Source organism: Euzebyella marina, from assembly GCF_014855515.1.
Classification (GTDB): Bacteria; Bacteroidota; Bacteroidia; order Flavobacteriales; family Flavobacteriaceae; genus Euzebyella; species Euzebyella marina.
In genome coordinates, this window is record NZ_JACYFK010000001.1 from 1,196,373 (window position 1) to 1,212,872 (window position 16,500).

Genomic DNA, 16,500 nt, shown 5'->3' on the forward strand with positions numbered 1-16,500 from the left:
TCGGTTGTTTTTTGAACAGAGTGCAAATTGAAAATTTATTCATTGCTTAGCTGTTAACGATTGGTTAAAAAAATGCGTAAGCCCCTATTTTTGTGAAGTTTTTAAGGTATTTATTTATAATTTAACGCGCCTATGCAAAGTAACATTTTCTTATCAAATATCATTGCCGGAACTATGACTTGGGGTAGTTGGGGCAAGCAATTTTCAACGGCACAAATGGTAGAAATGATTCACCATTGCCTTCAAATCGGAATTACCACCTTTGATCATGCCGATATTTATGGCGATTACGGAACGGAAACCCAGTTCGGCGAGGCCTTTAAAGAAAGCAAGGTTTCTAGGAGCGAAGTTCAGTTTATAAGCAAGTGCGGCATTCAAATGCCAGGCTTTAGAAATAATCGTGTGAAGCACTACGATTATTCAAAAGATTACATCATAAGCTCGGCAGAGCAATCATTGAAAAACCTCAAGACAGAGTATTTAGATATATTGTTACTGCACAGACCCAGCCCTCTTTTGAACATTGATGAAGTAGCGGAAGCAATTCAGTATTTACAGGATGCCGGAAAAATCAAAGAGTTCGGGGTCTCTAACTTCAACAGTTCTCAAATAGCCCAGTTGGAAAAGAGAATTCCTGTAAGGGCCAACCAGGTCGAATTTTCACTTACTCAAAGTCAAGTAATGTACGATGGCACGTTAGACGATTGTTCGGCAAATGATAGATTAGCCATGGCATGGAGCCCGCTCGGGGTTTATTTCAACGATGAAACGCCAATGGTAAGAAGGCTGAAAGAAGCCATGACGCCACTTATTGAGAAATACGATGCAACTGAAGACCAAATTTTATTGGCTTGGGTAATGAAGCACCCTTCGAACATTCGGCCAGTGGTCGGAACAACGACAAAATCTCGCTTGTCAAAAGCAATTGATGCGGTACAAATCGATTTGGATTTACAAGATTGGTTTGTTTTACTTGAGGCCGCGAAAGGAAATGAAGTTCCCTAAAAAACAAATGAAATGATAGATAAAACAGTTTTGATTACCGGTGCAACAAGCGGTATTGGTCGTGCAACGGCTATTCTTTTTGCAGTTAAAGGCTTTAATTTGATTCTCTGCGGAAGAAGGCAGGAAAGGCTAGATGTTCTACAGACCGAATTAGGCAAAAAAACAAATGTTCACACCTTGAATTTTGATGTGAGGGATAAAGATTCGGTATTCGAGGCTATTAATTCGCTGCCCCCCGAATTTTCTCAAATCGACGTACTGATCAACAATGCCGGAAATGCCCATGGCCTCGATCCCATTGAGCATGGTAATGAAGAAGATTGGGATGCCATGCTGGATATCAACGTGAAAGGGTTGTTATATGTATCTAAAGCCATTATACCTAAAATGGTTGAGCTAAAATCGGGGCATATTATCAATATAGGTTCGACTGCGGGTAAAGAGGTGTATCCAAAAGGAAACGTATACTGTGCCAGTAAGCATGCGGTCGATGCCATTACCACAGGTATGCGAATGGACCTTAATCCCCACGGCATTAAAGTGGGTGCCGTAAACCCAGGAGCGGTTGAAACCGAATTCAGTAATGTGCGATTCAAAGGTGATGATGAGCGCGCCGATGCGGTATACAATGGTTTTGACCCCTTGGTTGCCGAAGATATAGCAGAGACTTTATTGTTCGTAGTTACTAGGCCCGCTCATGTAAATATTGCCGATTTGATTATAACACCTACTGCTCAGGCTTCAGCAACGATTTTTAATAAATCGGAATCGTAAGGCTATATGGATATTTGATTATAAGTGCTTAAACTTTAAGGTATTCTGAAATTATCATAAATAATCGGTAAATGAAGGATGCTTCTGTATCTTCATTCATATCTTCAGTATTAGATAGGTCGACTAAGACTAAATCGGCTATGAAAGACCCTTTGGTGCTATGATCAATAAACGTTTACTGGTAAAGAACCTGCTAGCACATAATGATGAGAATAGTTTTTACGATAAGAAGCGTTTTATCGCCATAGGTCAGAAAGAGGGTAAGGCCAAGTTTTTAAAACATGTTTGCGCCTTGGCGAACAGTAACCCTACCAACAATTCGTATATCGTTATCGGTGTTGAAGATGAGGATAACAAGATTGTAGGGGTCGATTTTTTCGATGACAGCAAGATTCAGAACTTGGTAAATGCCTATCTGCAAAATCCTCCTTTGATTTCCTATGAAAATATACCTTTTCCGCACCTTCCCGAAGGTAAGGTAGTGGGGCTAGTGACCATCAAATCGGCGGGTAAGGTCTGTGCACTCCGCAAAAATATCTGGAAGTATTACGGGGGGATGGTTTTCTTTAGGGAAGGCAGTATTAGCATGCCCAAAGCCTTCGATGTGGTCTTGAAAGATATTAATTCGCATGCCGTAGCTACTATAGAGCAGCATGCCAGAAATAATATTGAACTTACCTTAGATGGAGTTATTGATTTCATCAACTTTAGGCACAAAGACCTTGAAAGCGATTACAAGGTTTTTAAAGAGCAATTTGTGGTCTGTTGGGCAGGCCATAAGAAAAAGGTAAAGGGGCAGACTTATTTTTCTAGGGTTGACATTGAACTAATCAACGAACAAGTAAAATTGTTTTATTCGGCTTTAGATGAAATTACCATTAACTATGATGACCATTCTTTTGCTACCATTGAATATGTTCAATTGGGCCTTGGTCAGAAGCAAGGTTACTACCCTTTGGAGAAAATGGTCATCACCTTCAATGATAACGGCACTTATCATATAAAAAGTGATTTGTTGTTCGACCCCCCGCAGTATGATAAAAAGACACTTTATCACATTTATAACACGAACAATTCACTTTTGAGAAAGTTGGAGAGTCAAATAAGCTTGAACAAACCCGAGACCGAAGATTTAAAGCAATTGCCCGACACCTATTTGATTTGTTTTTTGAACGGATTTGAAGAAGCCCGTGAACGAATGGAAGAGGCGCGACCTATTCTGAAAAAACATGACCGACAGGTTTATGAGTCTTTAAAGGAGTCTCTTAGAATATTAAGAAAAGTAAAATACAGTTAAGCTTCTGATTTTTCTTTTAATTGTTCCAATGTGGGCAATGAGGGAATCGCACCATAATTGGTGGTAGTGATGGCCCCTGCAATATTTGCCTTTTTAACCATCTTAAGCAATAGTTCGTCGTCCTTCAAAATAGCGGTAGGGTGGGCGAGTGAAGATATTTGGTATAAAAGACAGCCGATAAACGCATCCCCAGCCCCAGTGGTGTCAACAGGGTTTACAGTTATACTTGGTACTATTGTCTTGATGTTGGCGGTACTGACCAATGTGCCTTTTCCGCCTAAGGTTACCGTTATTATTTGTGCTCCTTTCTTGTGTAAAACATCGCAGGCTTTTTCAATATCGTCTTCCCCAGAGAGCAATTGGGCTTCCTCCAGACTAAATTTGCATAAGTGCGATTTTTCGATGAAGGTTGTACATTTTTTTATGAAGGTCTCTTCTTCTTCCTTCCAGAGATCGCCCCTGAAATTTGGATCAAAGCTGATAAAGGCGTCCTGGGTAAGGGCGTCAAAAAAGTAGCGTCCGTAAGCTTCCTCCAAATCGCCACCTAACAAAGCAGTGGCGGCGCCTAAATGAACCATGTGCCCATTGAAACCTTTCTTTATTCCCGAATCATACTTTAGCTTTTTATCCGCCCCGCGACTGAAAACAAAGTCTCGCTCACCGTTTTCTGCCAATGAGACAAAAGCTAAGGTCGTAAAATGTTTTGACCGTTGGGCCAATGAAATATCTACATGACTTTTCTCAAGAACATTAAGAAGAAAAGTGCCGAACGGGTCAAAGCCTACGCACCCGACAAACCTGCTGTCGCCACCTAATTTCGCAATGGCACAGGCAACATTTGCTGGGGCACCACCGGGTTTTTTGGTGAATTCATCTGCTTTAGAGAGGTCGCTGCCCTGCTTTTCCGCGACAAAATCAATTAACAGTTCGCCAATGCAATAGACGGTTTTCATAAAAGAAGTTTGATGTTCTAAGGTAATTACAAATGTAGGTTTGTACCAAAAAATAAGACATTTTTCCTTTTTGATAGGCCTTCTGGTGAAGTCTCTTTGACCGCATGTTGTAAATCGTTACCTTTTTAAAAAAATAAAACAGGTCTAGAAATGGATATATTCAATGAGATAAAGAAGAAGTTAAGCCATGAATTCATCGATATCATCGAGTGGCTCGATTCTTCCAATGACACCATCGTTCATCGATTTGAGCGCTACCAAAATGAAATAAAAAATAACGCCAAGTTAATTGTTAGAGAGGGACAAACGGCGGTATTTGTCAACGAAGGCCAATTGGCCGATGTTTTTACGCCGGGCACCTATACTCTTAACACGAAAAACTTGCCGATTCTGACCACTCTAAAAGGGTGGAAATATGGTTTTGATAGCCCATTCAAAGCGGAAGTCTATTTTGTAAATACGAGATTGTTTACAGATGAGAAATGGGGAACTAAAAGTCCGTTTATGCTTAGTGACAATCGCTTTGGGTTAGTCGAAATACGTGCTTATGGCACATATTCGTTTAGAATTAGCGACCCCGGCAAGTTCGTTGTCAATGTGGTGGGTACCGATGGTAATTTTACCAGTTATGAGGTCAATGAACATTTGAAAAGTCTAATTGTAACCCGATTCACCGACACCGTAGGTGAGGCCAATTTGCCGATCGAGCTGTATGCCGCCAATACCACCGAGCTTTCCGATACCTGTCAAGAGGTAATGAAACCCGAATTTGATAGAGTGGGTATTGAATTGGAAAAGTTCTACATTGAAAATGTCTCAATGCCAGAAGAGCTGAAAAAAGAAATATTTGAATATAGTAGGCTCGATAAACTCGATATGGTCAAACTGTCTCAATTCAAAGCTGCCAAAGCTATGGAGGCCGCGGCCAAAAATGAAGGTGGTACTGCCGGCGCCGGCATGGGTATGGGAATGGGCTTTGCGCTTGCACAACAGATGGGTAATTTAATGAATGCTCCATCGAACCAAACAGCTCCACCGCCAAGTGCTCAGAGTGCTGTTCCTCCTCCAATTCCGGGCCAAGTGTTATACTATTATGTGGTAAACAGCCAACAAAACGGGCCGGTATCGATTGAAAAGTTAAGGGAGTTGTTCGCCAGTAGAACTATAAACAAAGATTCATTGGTCTGGAAACAAGGAATGCAGAATTGGCAACCTTTAAAAGATGTCGAAGAACTGAAATCGTTTTTGGGCGGCAATACTCCCCCACCGTTACCAACTGCCTAAATCAGTAATTACTTAAACACGAGCCCATTGACATTAGACGATTCTCAGAAGTCTGAACATAAAAAAGCATGTGCGAATTGTGGGGCCGAACTAAAGTTCAAGCCAGGATCTGACCAGCTGAAATGTGAATATTGCGGTTATGAAGAATTTATTGAGCAAACAAAGAGCAGTTTTGAAGAGCTAGAGCTGAAACATTACCTCGAAGTGGTGGGTGAAAATGCTTATTCGCATACCATCAACTTGCTTCACTGCAAAAATTGTGGGGCTAATCAACATGTAGAAGAGAACTACAAATCACTGCAATGTGTGTATTGTGGAGAACCTTTAATAAAGGAAGACGAAGAGCAAGAGGGTTGGATCTTGCCCGGAGCGCTCGTTCCTTTTCAACTTGACAGTAAATCGGCAAAGGCCATCTTCAAAAAGTGGGTCAACCAATTATGGTTTGCACCCAACAAGCTGAAAAGGGCAGCACTCGACCCAGAGGGCCTACATGGCCTGTACTTACCTTTTTGGACATTCGACGCGAACCTATTTGCCGAATATCAAGGGCAAAGAGGTGACTATTATTACGAAACCAAACGTGTAAGGACAAAAAACGGAACCAGAACCCAACAGGTACGAAAAACCAGATGGTCTAATGCGTCAGGTTCCGTTAATGGTTTTGTTGATGATATTCTCATTAATGCTTCTCAGAGTAAAAGAAATGATATTCCAACTAAAATTGCGTTTTGGGACATGAAAGCGCTAGTGCCCTTTAACTCTAAATACCTTTCAGGTTTCGTAACCGAGAAGTACACCGTTTCTTTAAAAGATGGGCATCACCTCTCTTTTCAAAAGGCGAAGGAAATTGCCCATTCATGGATCCGAAGGGATATTGGCGGTGACACCCAACGTATACATCACGCAAATATTAAGTTGGCAGACGAAACGTTCAAGCATGTTTTGCTTCCCGTGTATATCAGTTCATATCGATATGATGGAAAGGATTTTCAATTCTTTATCAATGGTCAGTCTGGAACCCTAAGCGGCTCAAGACCTTACTCTTTTTGGAAAATTTTCTTTTTGGTGCTGTTTGTTCTTGCCATCATCGCCATAATTGCGACTTTTGCAAAATGAGAACATTGGTTATAGGCGATATTCACTCGGGATTAAAGGGTTTGAAGCAGTTATTGAAAAGGGCTTCGGTTACAGAAAAAGACCAGCTAATATTTTTAGGAGACTATGTAGACGGTTGGAGCACTGCCGTTGAAACTGTTTCTTTTCTTATCGAATTGAAAAAGACCCATAATTGTATATTTATACGTGGCAACCATGATGTTCTTTGTCAAGATTGGCTGTTGCATAAAAAAGACAATCCCCTGTGGTTGCAACATGGGGGCAGGGCCACGTTGAGTTCTTATGATGCGGCCGACCCCGCTCTTATTGCCGATCACCTGAACTTTTATGAAAATTTGCGTAATTACTATTTAGATAAGAAAAACAGGTTGTTCTTGCATGCAGGGTTCACTAATTTAAAAGGTATTGATTACGAGTATTTTGAGCAGACTTTCTATTGGGACCGTACTTTATGGGAGCTAGCTTGTTCATTGAATCCGGAATTGAGACCTGATGATGTCAGGTACCCGAAAAGGCTTACCAATTATAAGGAGATTTTTATTGGCCATACGCCCATAACAAAAACGGGTGTTGCGAAACCCACAAGGGCCGCTAATGTCTGGAATATCGATACAGGTGCAGCCTTTAGAGGGCCTTTATCGATGCTCGATGTCGACACCAAAGAGGTTTGGCAAAGTGAGCCGGTTCAAGACCTTTATCCAAATGAGCAAGGAAGAAATTGAAAATAGCTTCCTTAATTCTGTAATTTGACTATTTTAAACGAACTTTGTAAAAAAGGAAAAGATGCCCGAAAAGAATATAAGATTAGAGGTAATGAAGGCTATCGAGCCACAGGTTGAAGGGTTTATGGAATCTTTTCTTCTTCCCGTGGATAAGATTTGGCAGCCAAGTGATTTTTTGCCCGATTCGGAAAATGACAATTTTTTGGAAGCAGTAAGAGAACTGCGTGGAGAGTCTAAAGAACTCGGGTATGACTTCTGGGTTACTATGGTGGCCGACACCATTACCGAAGAGGCATTGCCGACCTACGAATCTTGGTTGATGGATGTTGAAGGTATCGACCAACATGGTGATAATAAGAGAACAGGTTGGGCCAAATGGGTTAGGGCATGGACGGCGGAAGAGAATCGCCATGGTGATGTATTGAATAAATACCTTTATCTATCGGGCAGGGTGAATATGCGCGAGATAGAGATTACCACTCAGCACCTGATATCAGATGGTTTTGATATCGGTACCGATAGAGATCCCTATAAAAACTTTGTATATACTTCTTTTCAAGAATTGGCTACCAATATTTCTCATAAAAGGGTGGGTCAAATGGCACGAAAAAAGGGCAATGCTCTTTTAGGTAAAATGTGTACGATTATTGCCGGTGACGAGATGAGACATCACCTTGCTTACAGGGAGTTTGTTAAGACTATTTTTGGCGAAGACCCATCAGGTATGATGTTGGCCTTTGCCGATATGATGAAGAAGAAAATAGTCATGCCGGCCCACTTTCTAAAGGAGTCCGGTGGTGCTATCGGTGAAGCGTTTGAAAACTTTTCTAACTGTGCCCAACGCCTAGGTGTATATACCGCACAAGATTACGTTGATATTTTAAGAAAGCTTAATTCTTACTGGGAACTGGAAAGTGTGCGTGGCTTGAATGATGAAGCAGAAAAGGCAAGGGATTATCTGATAAAATTACCGGCTAGATTAGAGCGTATCGCCGAGCGAATGAAGTTTCCTGAAGACCAATACAAATTTAAATGGGTCGAGGCTAACGGAATGATTTAGACCTATGATAACAACAAAAAAGGGAGGCTTAGTTTAAGCCTCCCTTTTTTGTTTATAGTCGCCCATGGTCATGTTCATCTTGCCATTTGGCCAATTCTACCCATTTACCTTCATAACACATTTTAGCTTGCATGGGCCAAGAAGAAGGATCATGAATTCTGTATCTCTCGCCTCCAGTTGCCAGCACTTCTTTGCAACTGGCCACTGATGTTTCTGAAAGTGCTTTCCAAGTGGCGATACCGGCAGTCTGAAAAAGACCTGCAATTTTAGGTCCGATTCCCTCAATCACCTTTAAGTCGTTATTTTGAATGGTTTTGCCGAACACGGCTTTTGCGTTATCGGCATTAAAAGGAATTAATACAGGAAGTTCAGGAATATCATCTGAGGTATCTACGAAAGAAGTAGTGTCGTCTATTGCCGGGGCGCTGGCAATTTTTTGGGTACAGGCATCTAATTCAGCTTGCAGTTTGATATTTCTATCCTTAAACATTTGTAACTCTGCAACATTATTGACCGCTTTTATACTTCTCTTACCAAGACAATAACCTAAGAAGGCACATAAAATACCGAACAGAATAAAAATGAGCCAATACCAAATACTTATGTTTTCGAAATTCATACGGCTAAATTGATTTGAGGTTCTTTATTTAATGGACAGGTCGATTGTAAACAAATAGATGGTGGGAAGTAAGGAATTGAAAGCCTAAAAATTGAATTTTTGATTTTTTTATAAACTTGAGATTTTCTCTTTAGGTATGGCACGCTACTCTTGAATCTATTAATGATAGAGCCATAGGTTATTACCCAAAAGGTGATGACTATATCTAACGAAAGAATGGTCGTTTTAGTCATGTCTAGAAATTGATAGTTGTACTATACAATGTATTAAAAAAAACTAAAAGCGTGTTAATGTTGAATGATTTATTGGAATAATAAGTAGGCAAATTATTACTTAAGCCTTTGCGATTTTTTTAGAACATAGAATTTGCATGCGATAAAATGCTCATTTTACCGTGTAGTTAAGATTAAATGTGATTAGAAAATGACACTTAATGTATCTAAAAGTACATTGATACAGAATTAATGACCATTTATACAAAATTGATGGTCTTGCCTGTCTACCTTAAGTATATTTAGCCCACTTTATGAACCTGGTGAAATGAAATCCGAAATTTTAAAATGGGTCACTTTTGTCTGTATGGTAGTTGTCTTGGGATTACAAGAGCTGCTAAAGGGAAGTTGGAAAGTGCCCCAAGCTGAACGGATTAGTGATGTAGAGTGAGAAAATGAGGTTCTAGTAATTGTTCTGTATAGATACGGTACAATATATTGTTTGAGTTAGTTTAGTTTAAAAGCCCGTTACATTGATTCTTGTCTGTTCGGGGGAAGGGCAAGGAAGAAAATTGACGGGTTTTTCCATTATAGGTCAAACTTGATACCCTGCGCCAAAGGCAGTTCAGTAGTGTAATTAATGGTATTGGTTTGCCTTCTCATATAAACCTTCCAAGCATCGGAACCACTCTCTCTTCCGCCTCCGGTCTCTTTTTCTCCGCCAAATGCCCCACCAATTTCTGCACCTGAAGTTCCAATATTAACATTAGCAATACCGCAATCGCTTCCGGCGGCCGAAAGAAACCTTTCCGCCTCGCGTAAATTATTAGTCATAATTGCCGAAGAAAGACCTTGGGCTACGTTATTCTGAATGTCAATGGCCTTATCTACTTCCCCACTATATTTTAAAAGATAAAGAACGGGGGCAAAAGTTTCTTCTTGAACGATTTTGAACTCCGGTTCTGCCTCTGCAATCGCCGGTTTTACGTAGCAACCGCTCTCATAACCATCTCCTGATAGTACATCGCCATGAACTAGAATTTTACCACCTTCCTTTACCACATTTTGTAAGGCCCTTAGATAACTTTCAACTGCATCTGAATCTATTAGGGGACCTACATGGTTATTTTCATCCAAGGGATTTCCAATACGCAATTGTGCATAGGCATCAACCAGGGCTTTTTTAACCTTGTCATAAATTGATTCATGAATAATCAATCTTCGCGTTGAAGTACAGCGCTGACCTGCAGTGCCCACCGCACCGAAGACTGCACCGATGACGGTCATTTTTATATCGGCATCAGGGGTTACTATAATCGCATTGTTTCCACCTAATTCAAGCAATGATTTTCCTAATCGAGCTCCTACGGCCTGTGCAACAATTTTGCCCATTCTAATCGACCCGGTAGCGGAGATAAGAGGCACTCTAGTATCAGTAGTAAGCATTTCGCCCACTCGATAGTCACCATTGATCAAACAACTGATGCCTTCGGGAAGACCATTTTTCTTAAACACATCGGCAGCAATCTTTTGGCAGGCTATGGCACATAGAGGCGTTTTTTCCGAGGGTTTCCAAATACAGACATCGCCACAGACCCAAGCTAGGGCCGTATTCCACGCCCATACGGCTACGGGGAAATTAAATGCCGATATAATACCGACCACTCCCAACGGATGGTACTGCTCGTACATACGGTGGCCCGGCCTCTCGGAATGCATGGTAAGACCGTGTAATTGACGTGATAAGCCTACAGCAAAATCACATATGTCTATCATCTCTTGCACTTCTCCTAAGCCTTCTTGTAGACTTTTACCCATTTCGTATGAAACAAGCTTGCCCAGTGGTTGCTTTAATTCTCTTAGTTTGTTGCCAAACTGCCTTACAATTTCGCCACGTTGCGGTGCTGGCGTATTTCGCCACTCTTTAAAGGCATTTAAAGAGGTGCTTACAGTTTTTTCATAGTCATCTGAAGTAGCTGTGCTTACCTTGGCAATTATCGCCCCATCTACAGGGCTTTTCGATATGATTTCTTCACCCGATCCAAAACAGTCTGAACCGGTAGATACGCCAAAGTTGGTGCTTTCGATATTTAAATCTTTTAAAACATCATTAATAGCAAATTGAGGAGCAGTAGAAATCATAATTTAACTTTTTAAGTACAAATTGTTATATATCAAATATACTTCATTGTTCTTGACAATCCATGCAAACCGGATAATGATAAGAGCTTTTTAACTTTCAATACTACGTGAACAGAATAAGCAAAATGGCTACTAACGCAGGGGCGGCCTGAACAAAGAAAATCTTTTTATCAGCGGTTAAGGCGCCATAAATACCAGCAATACTTACACATGAAAGAAAAAAGAGGGCAACATTCCATTTCCAATCGATGTCTGTGATAAAAAATGTCCATATAAGGCCGGCGGCTAAAAATCCATTGTAGAGACCTTGATTGGCGGCCAATGGTTTGGTGGGTTCGAACAACTCAGCCGGAAACTTTTTAAATATCTTCCTTCCTTTTGTGGTCCAAGCGAACATTTCGAACCACATAAAGTATAGATGTAAGAGGGCGACAAGGCCAATCAATAGCGACACAATCATTATTAAATATAATTAAAAAAGCATCGCCAATGACACTTAATTATTCACTTTGGTTCATGAAAATAAGGTCGAATTGGGTCCCGTTTTCAGCTGATTCGTAGTTCAGTTGAGCCGAAATCTGTCTGCAAAGGGCACGTATGATTTCAAAACCGATGCCCTCTGCTTTATCTAAATCAAAATTTTCAGGAAGCCCCTTACCGTTGTCTTTGATACAAAGTAAAACCGATTCATCATCTAAACGGGTAACATCTATTTTAAGCTCGTTATACTTGGTATTATCAGGATAGGCATGTTTCACCGCATTGGTGACCAGCTCAGAAATGATCAATGCCAAAGGTACTGCACGGTCGAGGTCTACCGTAATCAAGGGGCAATCGATTTTATACGTGAAAAAGGGAGAGATTTTCTTTTGATATTCCATCAGGTCGATAAGGTAATCGTTAAGGTTGACCGCCTTTGAATCTTTATCTTGATAAATTTTCTGATGTGTAAGCGCAATGGCCGATATTCTGGCCTGACTATCAGAAAGTGCCGTAATCGCTTCTTTGCTCGAAAGCCTTCTTTTCTGCATGTTCATAAGGCTTGAGGTTATTTGAAGATTGTTTTTGACTCGGTGATGAATTTCGCGCAACAGATTTTCTTTCAATTTGTTCGAGGCCTCCAGTTCGCTGGTTCTCAGTATTACCCTTGCCTCTAATCTGTCATTATGTTCATCGCTTACCTTAATGGCGTAAATAAGAAGGCCTGTTGTCAGCAAGCCTAAGATCAAGACCAAGTATGATTCTAATACATGTGGAAAATTATAATGTTTGCTTTTCGGAGAGAACTCAATATTCCAAACCCGGTTGCCTGCCTTTATATGTTTAAACGTGCTCTCGTTTGTTCGATTCTCTAAAGAAAGAGGTTCTCGATTGGTATAAAGAAGATTGTCTTGCGCCAAAGAGTCTGTAATTGCCAAGTCGATGATGGCCAATTCATTCTTTAGGGTACGTCTTAAGAAAATATCCATCCGATAAATTGCGGCTACAACACCTTTTACTTCAGCCGTTTCCGAATTAAAAACTGATTTTAGGGCCAAAAAGCCCCGAAACCCATTGTTTTTGAGTACCAATTCTATGGGCGCGCTTAGAACTGTTTTCTTTGACTCAATAGCTTGGTCAATAGCTTCTTTTCTAATTTCTTCGGAATAATTGTCAAAACCAACGGCATCTTTAAGTGGCTCTAGCGGATTTATTAATGCGATGGGAAAATGTACCTTTCGCGATTGGGCGGTAATAAAATTTCCTGATGAATCGGTTTGGGTGATTTTAGGCACTTCCAAATCCTCAGAATTTGCTTCGCTTTCCAAAATACGAGGGGCCCACTCTAAGGCGCCGATACTTCGCAATTCACTTAAATAAGGACTCGTAAACCGTTCAAAAAGCTCTTGGGGCACGTCATCATGGTTTTCGAAAAAGAAGCCCATCGACTCCATTACCAGCGTAATTTTGTTCAATTCGTCATCTATTTTGATCAAAGCCCTAGAAATGGCATTATCTACCAAATCTTTTTGATTGCTTATATATCGATTGTTAATCGAAAAGAAAACAAATAACGAAATAGACGCCCCTATTAAAAGAACGGAAAAGTATTTGAAGATTTGAAACCTTGACATAGAATTACTTGGGGGTTTTAAAGTACTTTTTCTGAATGTCTAGGTTATCTACGAATAAAGACATTGTTTGGCCGATAAACACTTATTCGTCTGCAACAAATCGACTGTCTACTGGCATAACGGTGCCACAATTATCACATGTTCTAAGTTCTTCCGAGCTATAGAAGTGTTTAAAATGACCTAAGAAATCTTTCTCAATATCGTTTAATGTGAAATAGGCCTCGTACAATTTATGGTTGCAATTGTCGCAGAACCATAAAAGACCGTCGTCAACATTCATATCCGCTCTTTTTCGTTCAACGACCAGACCAATGCTTCCTTCTTTTCTTACTGGAGAATGCGGAATTTTTGCTGGGTGAAGATACATGTCGCCAGGCCCCAACTTCATAGTTTTCTTTCTACCTTCGTCTTGAATGTGAACTTCGATATTTCCCTCTAACTGAAAAAAGAGTTCTTCGGTTTCATTGTAATGGTAGTCTTTGCGGGCATTGGGCCCTGCAACTATCATGACTATGTAGTCACCGGCATCTTTGTATAAGTTCTTGTTGCCAACTGGTGGCTTTAAAGAGTCTCGGTTTTCATCGATCCACTTTGAAAGGTTAAAGGGGGGTTGTACCGCCATATTTGTAATACTAAAGGTTAATAATTTGGTAACTACCACCTAAACGTACTACAACTTTGCGAAAGTTCAACGCACGGTTAATTAAAAATGATAAATACCTTTAGGTTTCAAAGGTATAAAATGTATGCCACTAGTTCATACGCATAGTTTTCTAGGGTCGCACCGTACGTTTATCGGAAGAAGATTTGTGTATAGAACAAATTGCCCTCTTCATTTCTTTTTACACTTACAGCGGTATGGGTAAACTCTCCTTCCATAGTCTTTTTATGACTGGAACTGGTCAACCAGCCTGAGAATGCTTCCGAAGCGTTTAGGTAATCTTTAGCAACATTTTCAGCCACAAACTCTGCATCAACCTCAGTTGATATCGTAGAAGCGCGTTTACTGAAATTATCATGGTTTAAAGATCCGACTGTCATCATGTAATCGGTGTGCTCATTGGCCAAAAGATAGGCTACCGAGCTGAATTCTAAAGAGTTTTGGCCTAAAGAGAGCCTGTGTTGATTAACAACTTCAAGTAATTCTTGTTCTATTTCCGGAATGTTCTCGGCCTCAACAATATTTGCTGTTTCCATTGACTCCTTTGTGCAAGACGCCAATGTGCATACAAATAAAACGAGGGCAAAATAATGCCTTGTCATTTTCATATAGTGTTCTATTTGTAAGTAGGTATGTTCTCTAAGGTAGGTCTGAGAAATGGGGTGTTCTCGTGTTCTCAAAAAATCGATAGGGGAATATCGATAAGCGAATATCGAAAATTTAGTCGTCGGTAGAGATAAAAAGTCTTCCTTTTCGATGAATTGCAGCCATATGTTAAACGGCTGTAGGTTTTAGCCTATTAAAAACTATCTATTTTCATTTTTTCAATGTGCCACTGGAAATTACTAGGCGGTCTAATAGCCACTAATATATTTAGAGTATTTAGGCATTGCTTTTTTTAGGATGATAGCCAGAGCCATGCTTACCCCCACTAATAAGAACCAAGCCAAAAAGTAAGTTGCCCAAGGGTAATCACTAGTATAATTAAATATTCGCTTGAATTGAAACAAACCCTGTAGCACATAACCGTGTATAAAGTATATAGCAAAACTGGTAGAGGCCAAAAGAACGAGCAACTTATTGTTGAAAGATTCAAAACGATGTAGAAAAACCATAAAGAAAATACAGAGAAAAGTCTTTTGTAATAGAACTAGGTCAAGGCCATCATAATCGAACATCGGTTTTTGATAGTTGTCGTAGCGGCCGATGAACGCTTGAAAAGCTGCTATACCTAATGCTAAGAGTAAGAGATATAATTCCTTTTTAAGAAATATATAATACACCCTCTCTTTGTAAAGTGAGCAGAGAATACCCATTAAATAGGTTGGTGTAAAATAAACAAGAGACTGAAATACGTTTAGTTCGTCTACCGGTCTATGAACGAACAAGGCGATTAAAAATAATATGCCGAAAACCGAAAACTGAAGTTTGATCGGCCAGTTGATAAATCTTATATGTAGCGGATACATTAAAAACAAACACATTGCAAAAGGTATGTACCAGTAGGCTACCAAGTGGGCTCCCGTAACATAATATAAGCAAATAGGAATCACATAATTATTTAAGAAAGTATCCTCTTGCAAAGGAAAGTAGGTATTCCAAAAATCGGGTTCTGTGCTTAATTTCAGCAGTATCGGAACTATTGATAATACTGTATAAGGAATCAATAACCTCTTTATCTTATTTGGTAAGAAAGTAGTCGTTCTATCTTTTAAAACGAAAATGTGATGAAATAAAAAGCCAGAAATGAAAATAAAATGAAAGGTGCTTCCGGCCGTTAAGTTCGCAAAGAGTGCTTCGCTGAAAGAGTCAACTTTCACGTCGGCTATCGAATAGCAATGCGCCGAAACAATCAGCAATATGGCGATGCCACGATAAGTGTTGAGCGAATTTAAGAACATAAATTGGGGGAAGTTTTTGGTGTCAGATTACAATTTCTGGATTGTCTTCTTGAGGACTGATTTGATATTTGGGCGCGCGAAGTACTTTGGCAAATATAAAGGCACCTATCTTTTTTATGGGTTCATATAGAACCGATTGTTCGACCTTTTCGTTTTTTTCCATTCCCGCTGTTTCGTTGACCCTTTCAAAAAATATGATCAGCGCACCCAATATAACGGCGATTTTAACCACACCGAAAATTCCGCCTGCAATACGGTTCAGCCACCCTAACATTGCAAATGCGGCGATTTTAGTTAATAGTCGGGCAGCAAGATGTACGACAAAAACAATGGCCAAAAACGTTATGACAAATGCAGTAATGTTGATGTAACGTTCTTCCCATTTCATGTTCTCCGATAGATAATCTCCGGCATAATATGAAAAGTGAATAGCACCATAAATGCCTGCAACTAGGGCAACAATAGACGCAAGTTCTATAAAAAGTCCGTTTTTAACTCCCTTATAAAGACCCCAAAGAAGTAGCAGACCGAATATAATGTCTAGAAAGCCCATGAGCACTGAATTTTCACAAAAATAGTGTTTTGATTTGTACCTTTGCACCTCATTATCGCAATAGCAACGAGGGCTTTTGCCCTTACT

At 40.1% G+C, this 16,500-nt stretch carries 17 protein-coding genes; 8 read left to right on the plus strand and 9 right to left on the minus strand.

Annotation, left to right across the window (positions count from 1 at the left end):
- Positions 1-132 precede the first annotated feature (132 nt).
- The 3 genes from IL356_RS04770 to IL356_RS04780 all read left to right on the plus strand — a co-directional run bounded on the left by IL356_RS04770 (position 133) and on the right by IL356_RS04780 (position 3,076).
- Positions 133-1,005: an aldo/keto reductase gene (locus tag IL356_RS04770; protein WP_121846956.1), complete on the plus strand. Its 873-nt coding sequence runs from the start codon at positions 133-135 to the stop codon at positions 1,003-1,005.
- A gap of 12 nt (positions 1,006-1,017) precedes the next feature.
- Positions 1,018-1,779, plus strand: coding sequence for an SDR family NAD(P)-dependent oxidoreductase (locus IL356_RS04775; RefSeq protein ID WP_121846955.1), 762 nt, complete (start codon positions 1,018-1,020; stop codon positions 1,777-1,779).
- A gap of 160 nt (positions 1,780-1,939) precedes the next feature.
- Positions 1,940-3,076, plus strand: a complete 1,137-nt coding sequence (locus IL356_RS04780) for an ATP-binding protein (protein WP_121846954.1) — start codon at positions 1,940-1,942, stop codon at positions 3,074-3,076.
- Here IL356_RS04780 and IL356_RS04785 read toward each other — a convergent pair.
- Positions 3,073-4,029: a carbohydrate kinase family protein gene (locus tag IL356_RS04785; protein WP_121846953.1), complete on the minus strand. Its 957-nt coding sequence runs from the start codon at positions 4,027-4,029 to the stop codon at positions 3,073-3,075. The genes IL356_RS04780 and IL356_RS04785 overlap by 4 nt on opposite strands.
- A gap of 150 nt (positions 4,030-4,179) precedes the next feature.
- Between IL356_RS04785 and IL356_RS04790 the strand changes: the two genes are divergently transcribed.
- From IL356_RS04790 to IL356_RS04805, 4 genes are all read left to right on the plus strand, one after another.
- On the plus strand, positions 4,180-5,313 hold the full coding sequence (locus IL356_RS04790; RefSeq protein ID WP_121846952.1) for an SPFH domain-containing protein: 1,134 nt from the start codon (positions 4,180-4,182) through the stop codon (positions 5,311-5,313).
- Positions 5,314-5,340: 27 nt separating this feature from the next.
- Positions 5,341-6,429 carry a DNA helicase PriA gene (locus tag IL356_RS04795; RefSeq protein ID WP_121846951.1) on the plus strand — a complete coding sequence of 363 codons (1,089 nt, stop codon included), beginning with the start codon at positions 5,341-5,343 and terminating at the stop codon, positions 6,427-6,429.
- Positions 6,426-7,151, plus strand: a complete 726-nt coding sequence (locus IL356_RS04800) for a metallophosphoesterase family protein (protein WP_121846950.1) — start codon at positions 6,426-6,428, stop codon at positions 7,149-7,151. Before IL356_RS04795 ends, IL356_RS04800 begins: the two co-directional genes overlap by 4 nt.
- 61 nt (positions 7,152-7,212) lie before the next feature.
- Entirely contained in the window at positions 7,213-8,211 is a 999-nt protein-coding gene (locus IL356_RS04805) for an acyl-ACP desaturase (protein ID WP_121846949.1), read from the plus strand.
- 52 nt (positions 8,212-8,263) lie between these two features.
- On the opposite strand, the gene IL356_RS04810 is transcribed toward IL356_RS04805, so the two are convergent.
- Positions 8,264-8,830 carry a hypothetical protein gene (locus tag IL356_RS04810; RefSeq protein ID WP_121846948.1) on the minus strand — a complete coding sequence of 189 codons (567 nt, stop codon included), beginning with the start codon at positions 8,828-8,830 and terminating at the stop codon, positions 8,264-8,266.
- A gap of 540 nt (positions 8,831-9,370) precedes the next feature.
- Here IL356_RS04810 and IL356_RS20245 point away from each other — a divergent pair.
- Entirely contained in the window at positions 9,371-9,493 is a 123-nt protein-coding gene (locus IL356_RS20245) for a hypothetical protein (RefSeq protein ID WP_262688613.1), read from the plus strand.
- Positions 9,494-9,630: 137 nt separating this feature from the next.
- Here IL356_RS20245 and amaB read toward each other — a convergent pair whose 3' ends face one another.
- The 7 genes from amaB to IL356_RS04845 all read right to left on the minus strand — a co-directional run bounded on the left by amaB (position 9,631) and on the right by IL356_RS04845 (position 16,413).
- On the minus strand, positions 9,631-11,184 hold the full coding sequence (amaB, locus tag IL356_RS04815; protein ID WP_121846946.1) for an L-piperidine-6-carboxylate dehydrogenase: 1,554 nt from the start codon (positions 11,182-11,184) through the stop codon (positions 9,631-9,633).
- A gap of 103 nt (positions 11,185-11,287) precedes the next feature.
- The gene (locus IL356_RS04820; protein WP_121846945.1) at positions 11,288-11,644 is read right to left on the minus strand and encodes a DUF1304 domain-containing protein; all 357 of its coding nucleotides are present in this window, start codon (positions 11,642-11,644) and stop codon (positions 11,288-11,290) included.
- 40 nt (positions 11,645-11,684) lie between these two features.
- Entirely contained in the window at positions 11,685-13,298 is a 1,614-nt protein-coding gene (locus tag IL356_RS04825; protein WP_121846944.1) for a CHASE domain-containing protein, read from the minus strand.
- Positions 13,299-13,380: 82 nt separating this feature from the next.
- On the minus strand, positions 13,381-13,920 hold the full coding sequence (locus IL356_RS04830) for a 3-hydroxyanthranilate 3,4-dioxygenase (protein ID WP_121846943.1): 540 nt from the start codon (positions 13,918-13,920) through the stop codon (positions 13,381-13,383).
- A gap of 170 nt (positions 13,921-14,090) precedes the next feature.
- Positions 14,091-14,495: a CAP domain-containing protein gene (locus IL356_RS04835; RefSeq protein ID WP_225621387.1), complete on the minus strand. Its 405-nt coding sequence runs from the start codon at positions 14,493-14,495 to the stop codon at positions 14,091-14,093.
- A 318-nt stretch (positions 14,496-14,813) separates the two neighbouring features.
- Positions 14,814-15,860: an acyltransferase family protein gene (locus IL356_RS04840; protein ID WP_121846941.1), complete on the minus strand. Its 1,047-nt coding sequence runs from the start codon at positions 15,858-15,860 to the stop codon at positions 14,814-14,816.
- Between the two features lie 22 nt (positions 15,861-15,882).
- On the minus strand, positions 15,883-16,413 hold the full coding sequence (locus tag IL356_RS04845; protein ID WP_121846940.1) for a CvpA family protein: 531 nt from the start codon (positions 16,411-16,413) through the stop codon (positions 15,883-15,885).
- Between the last annotated feature and the right edge of the window lie 87 nt (positions 16,414-16,500).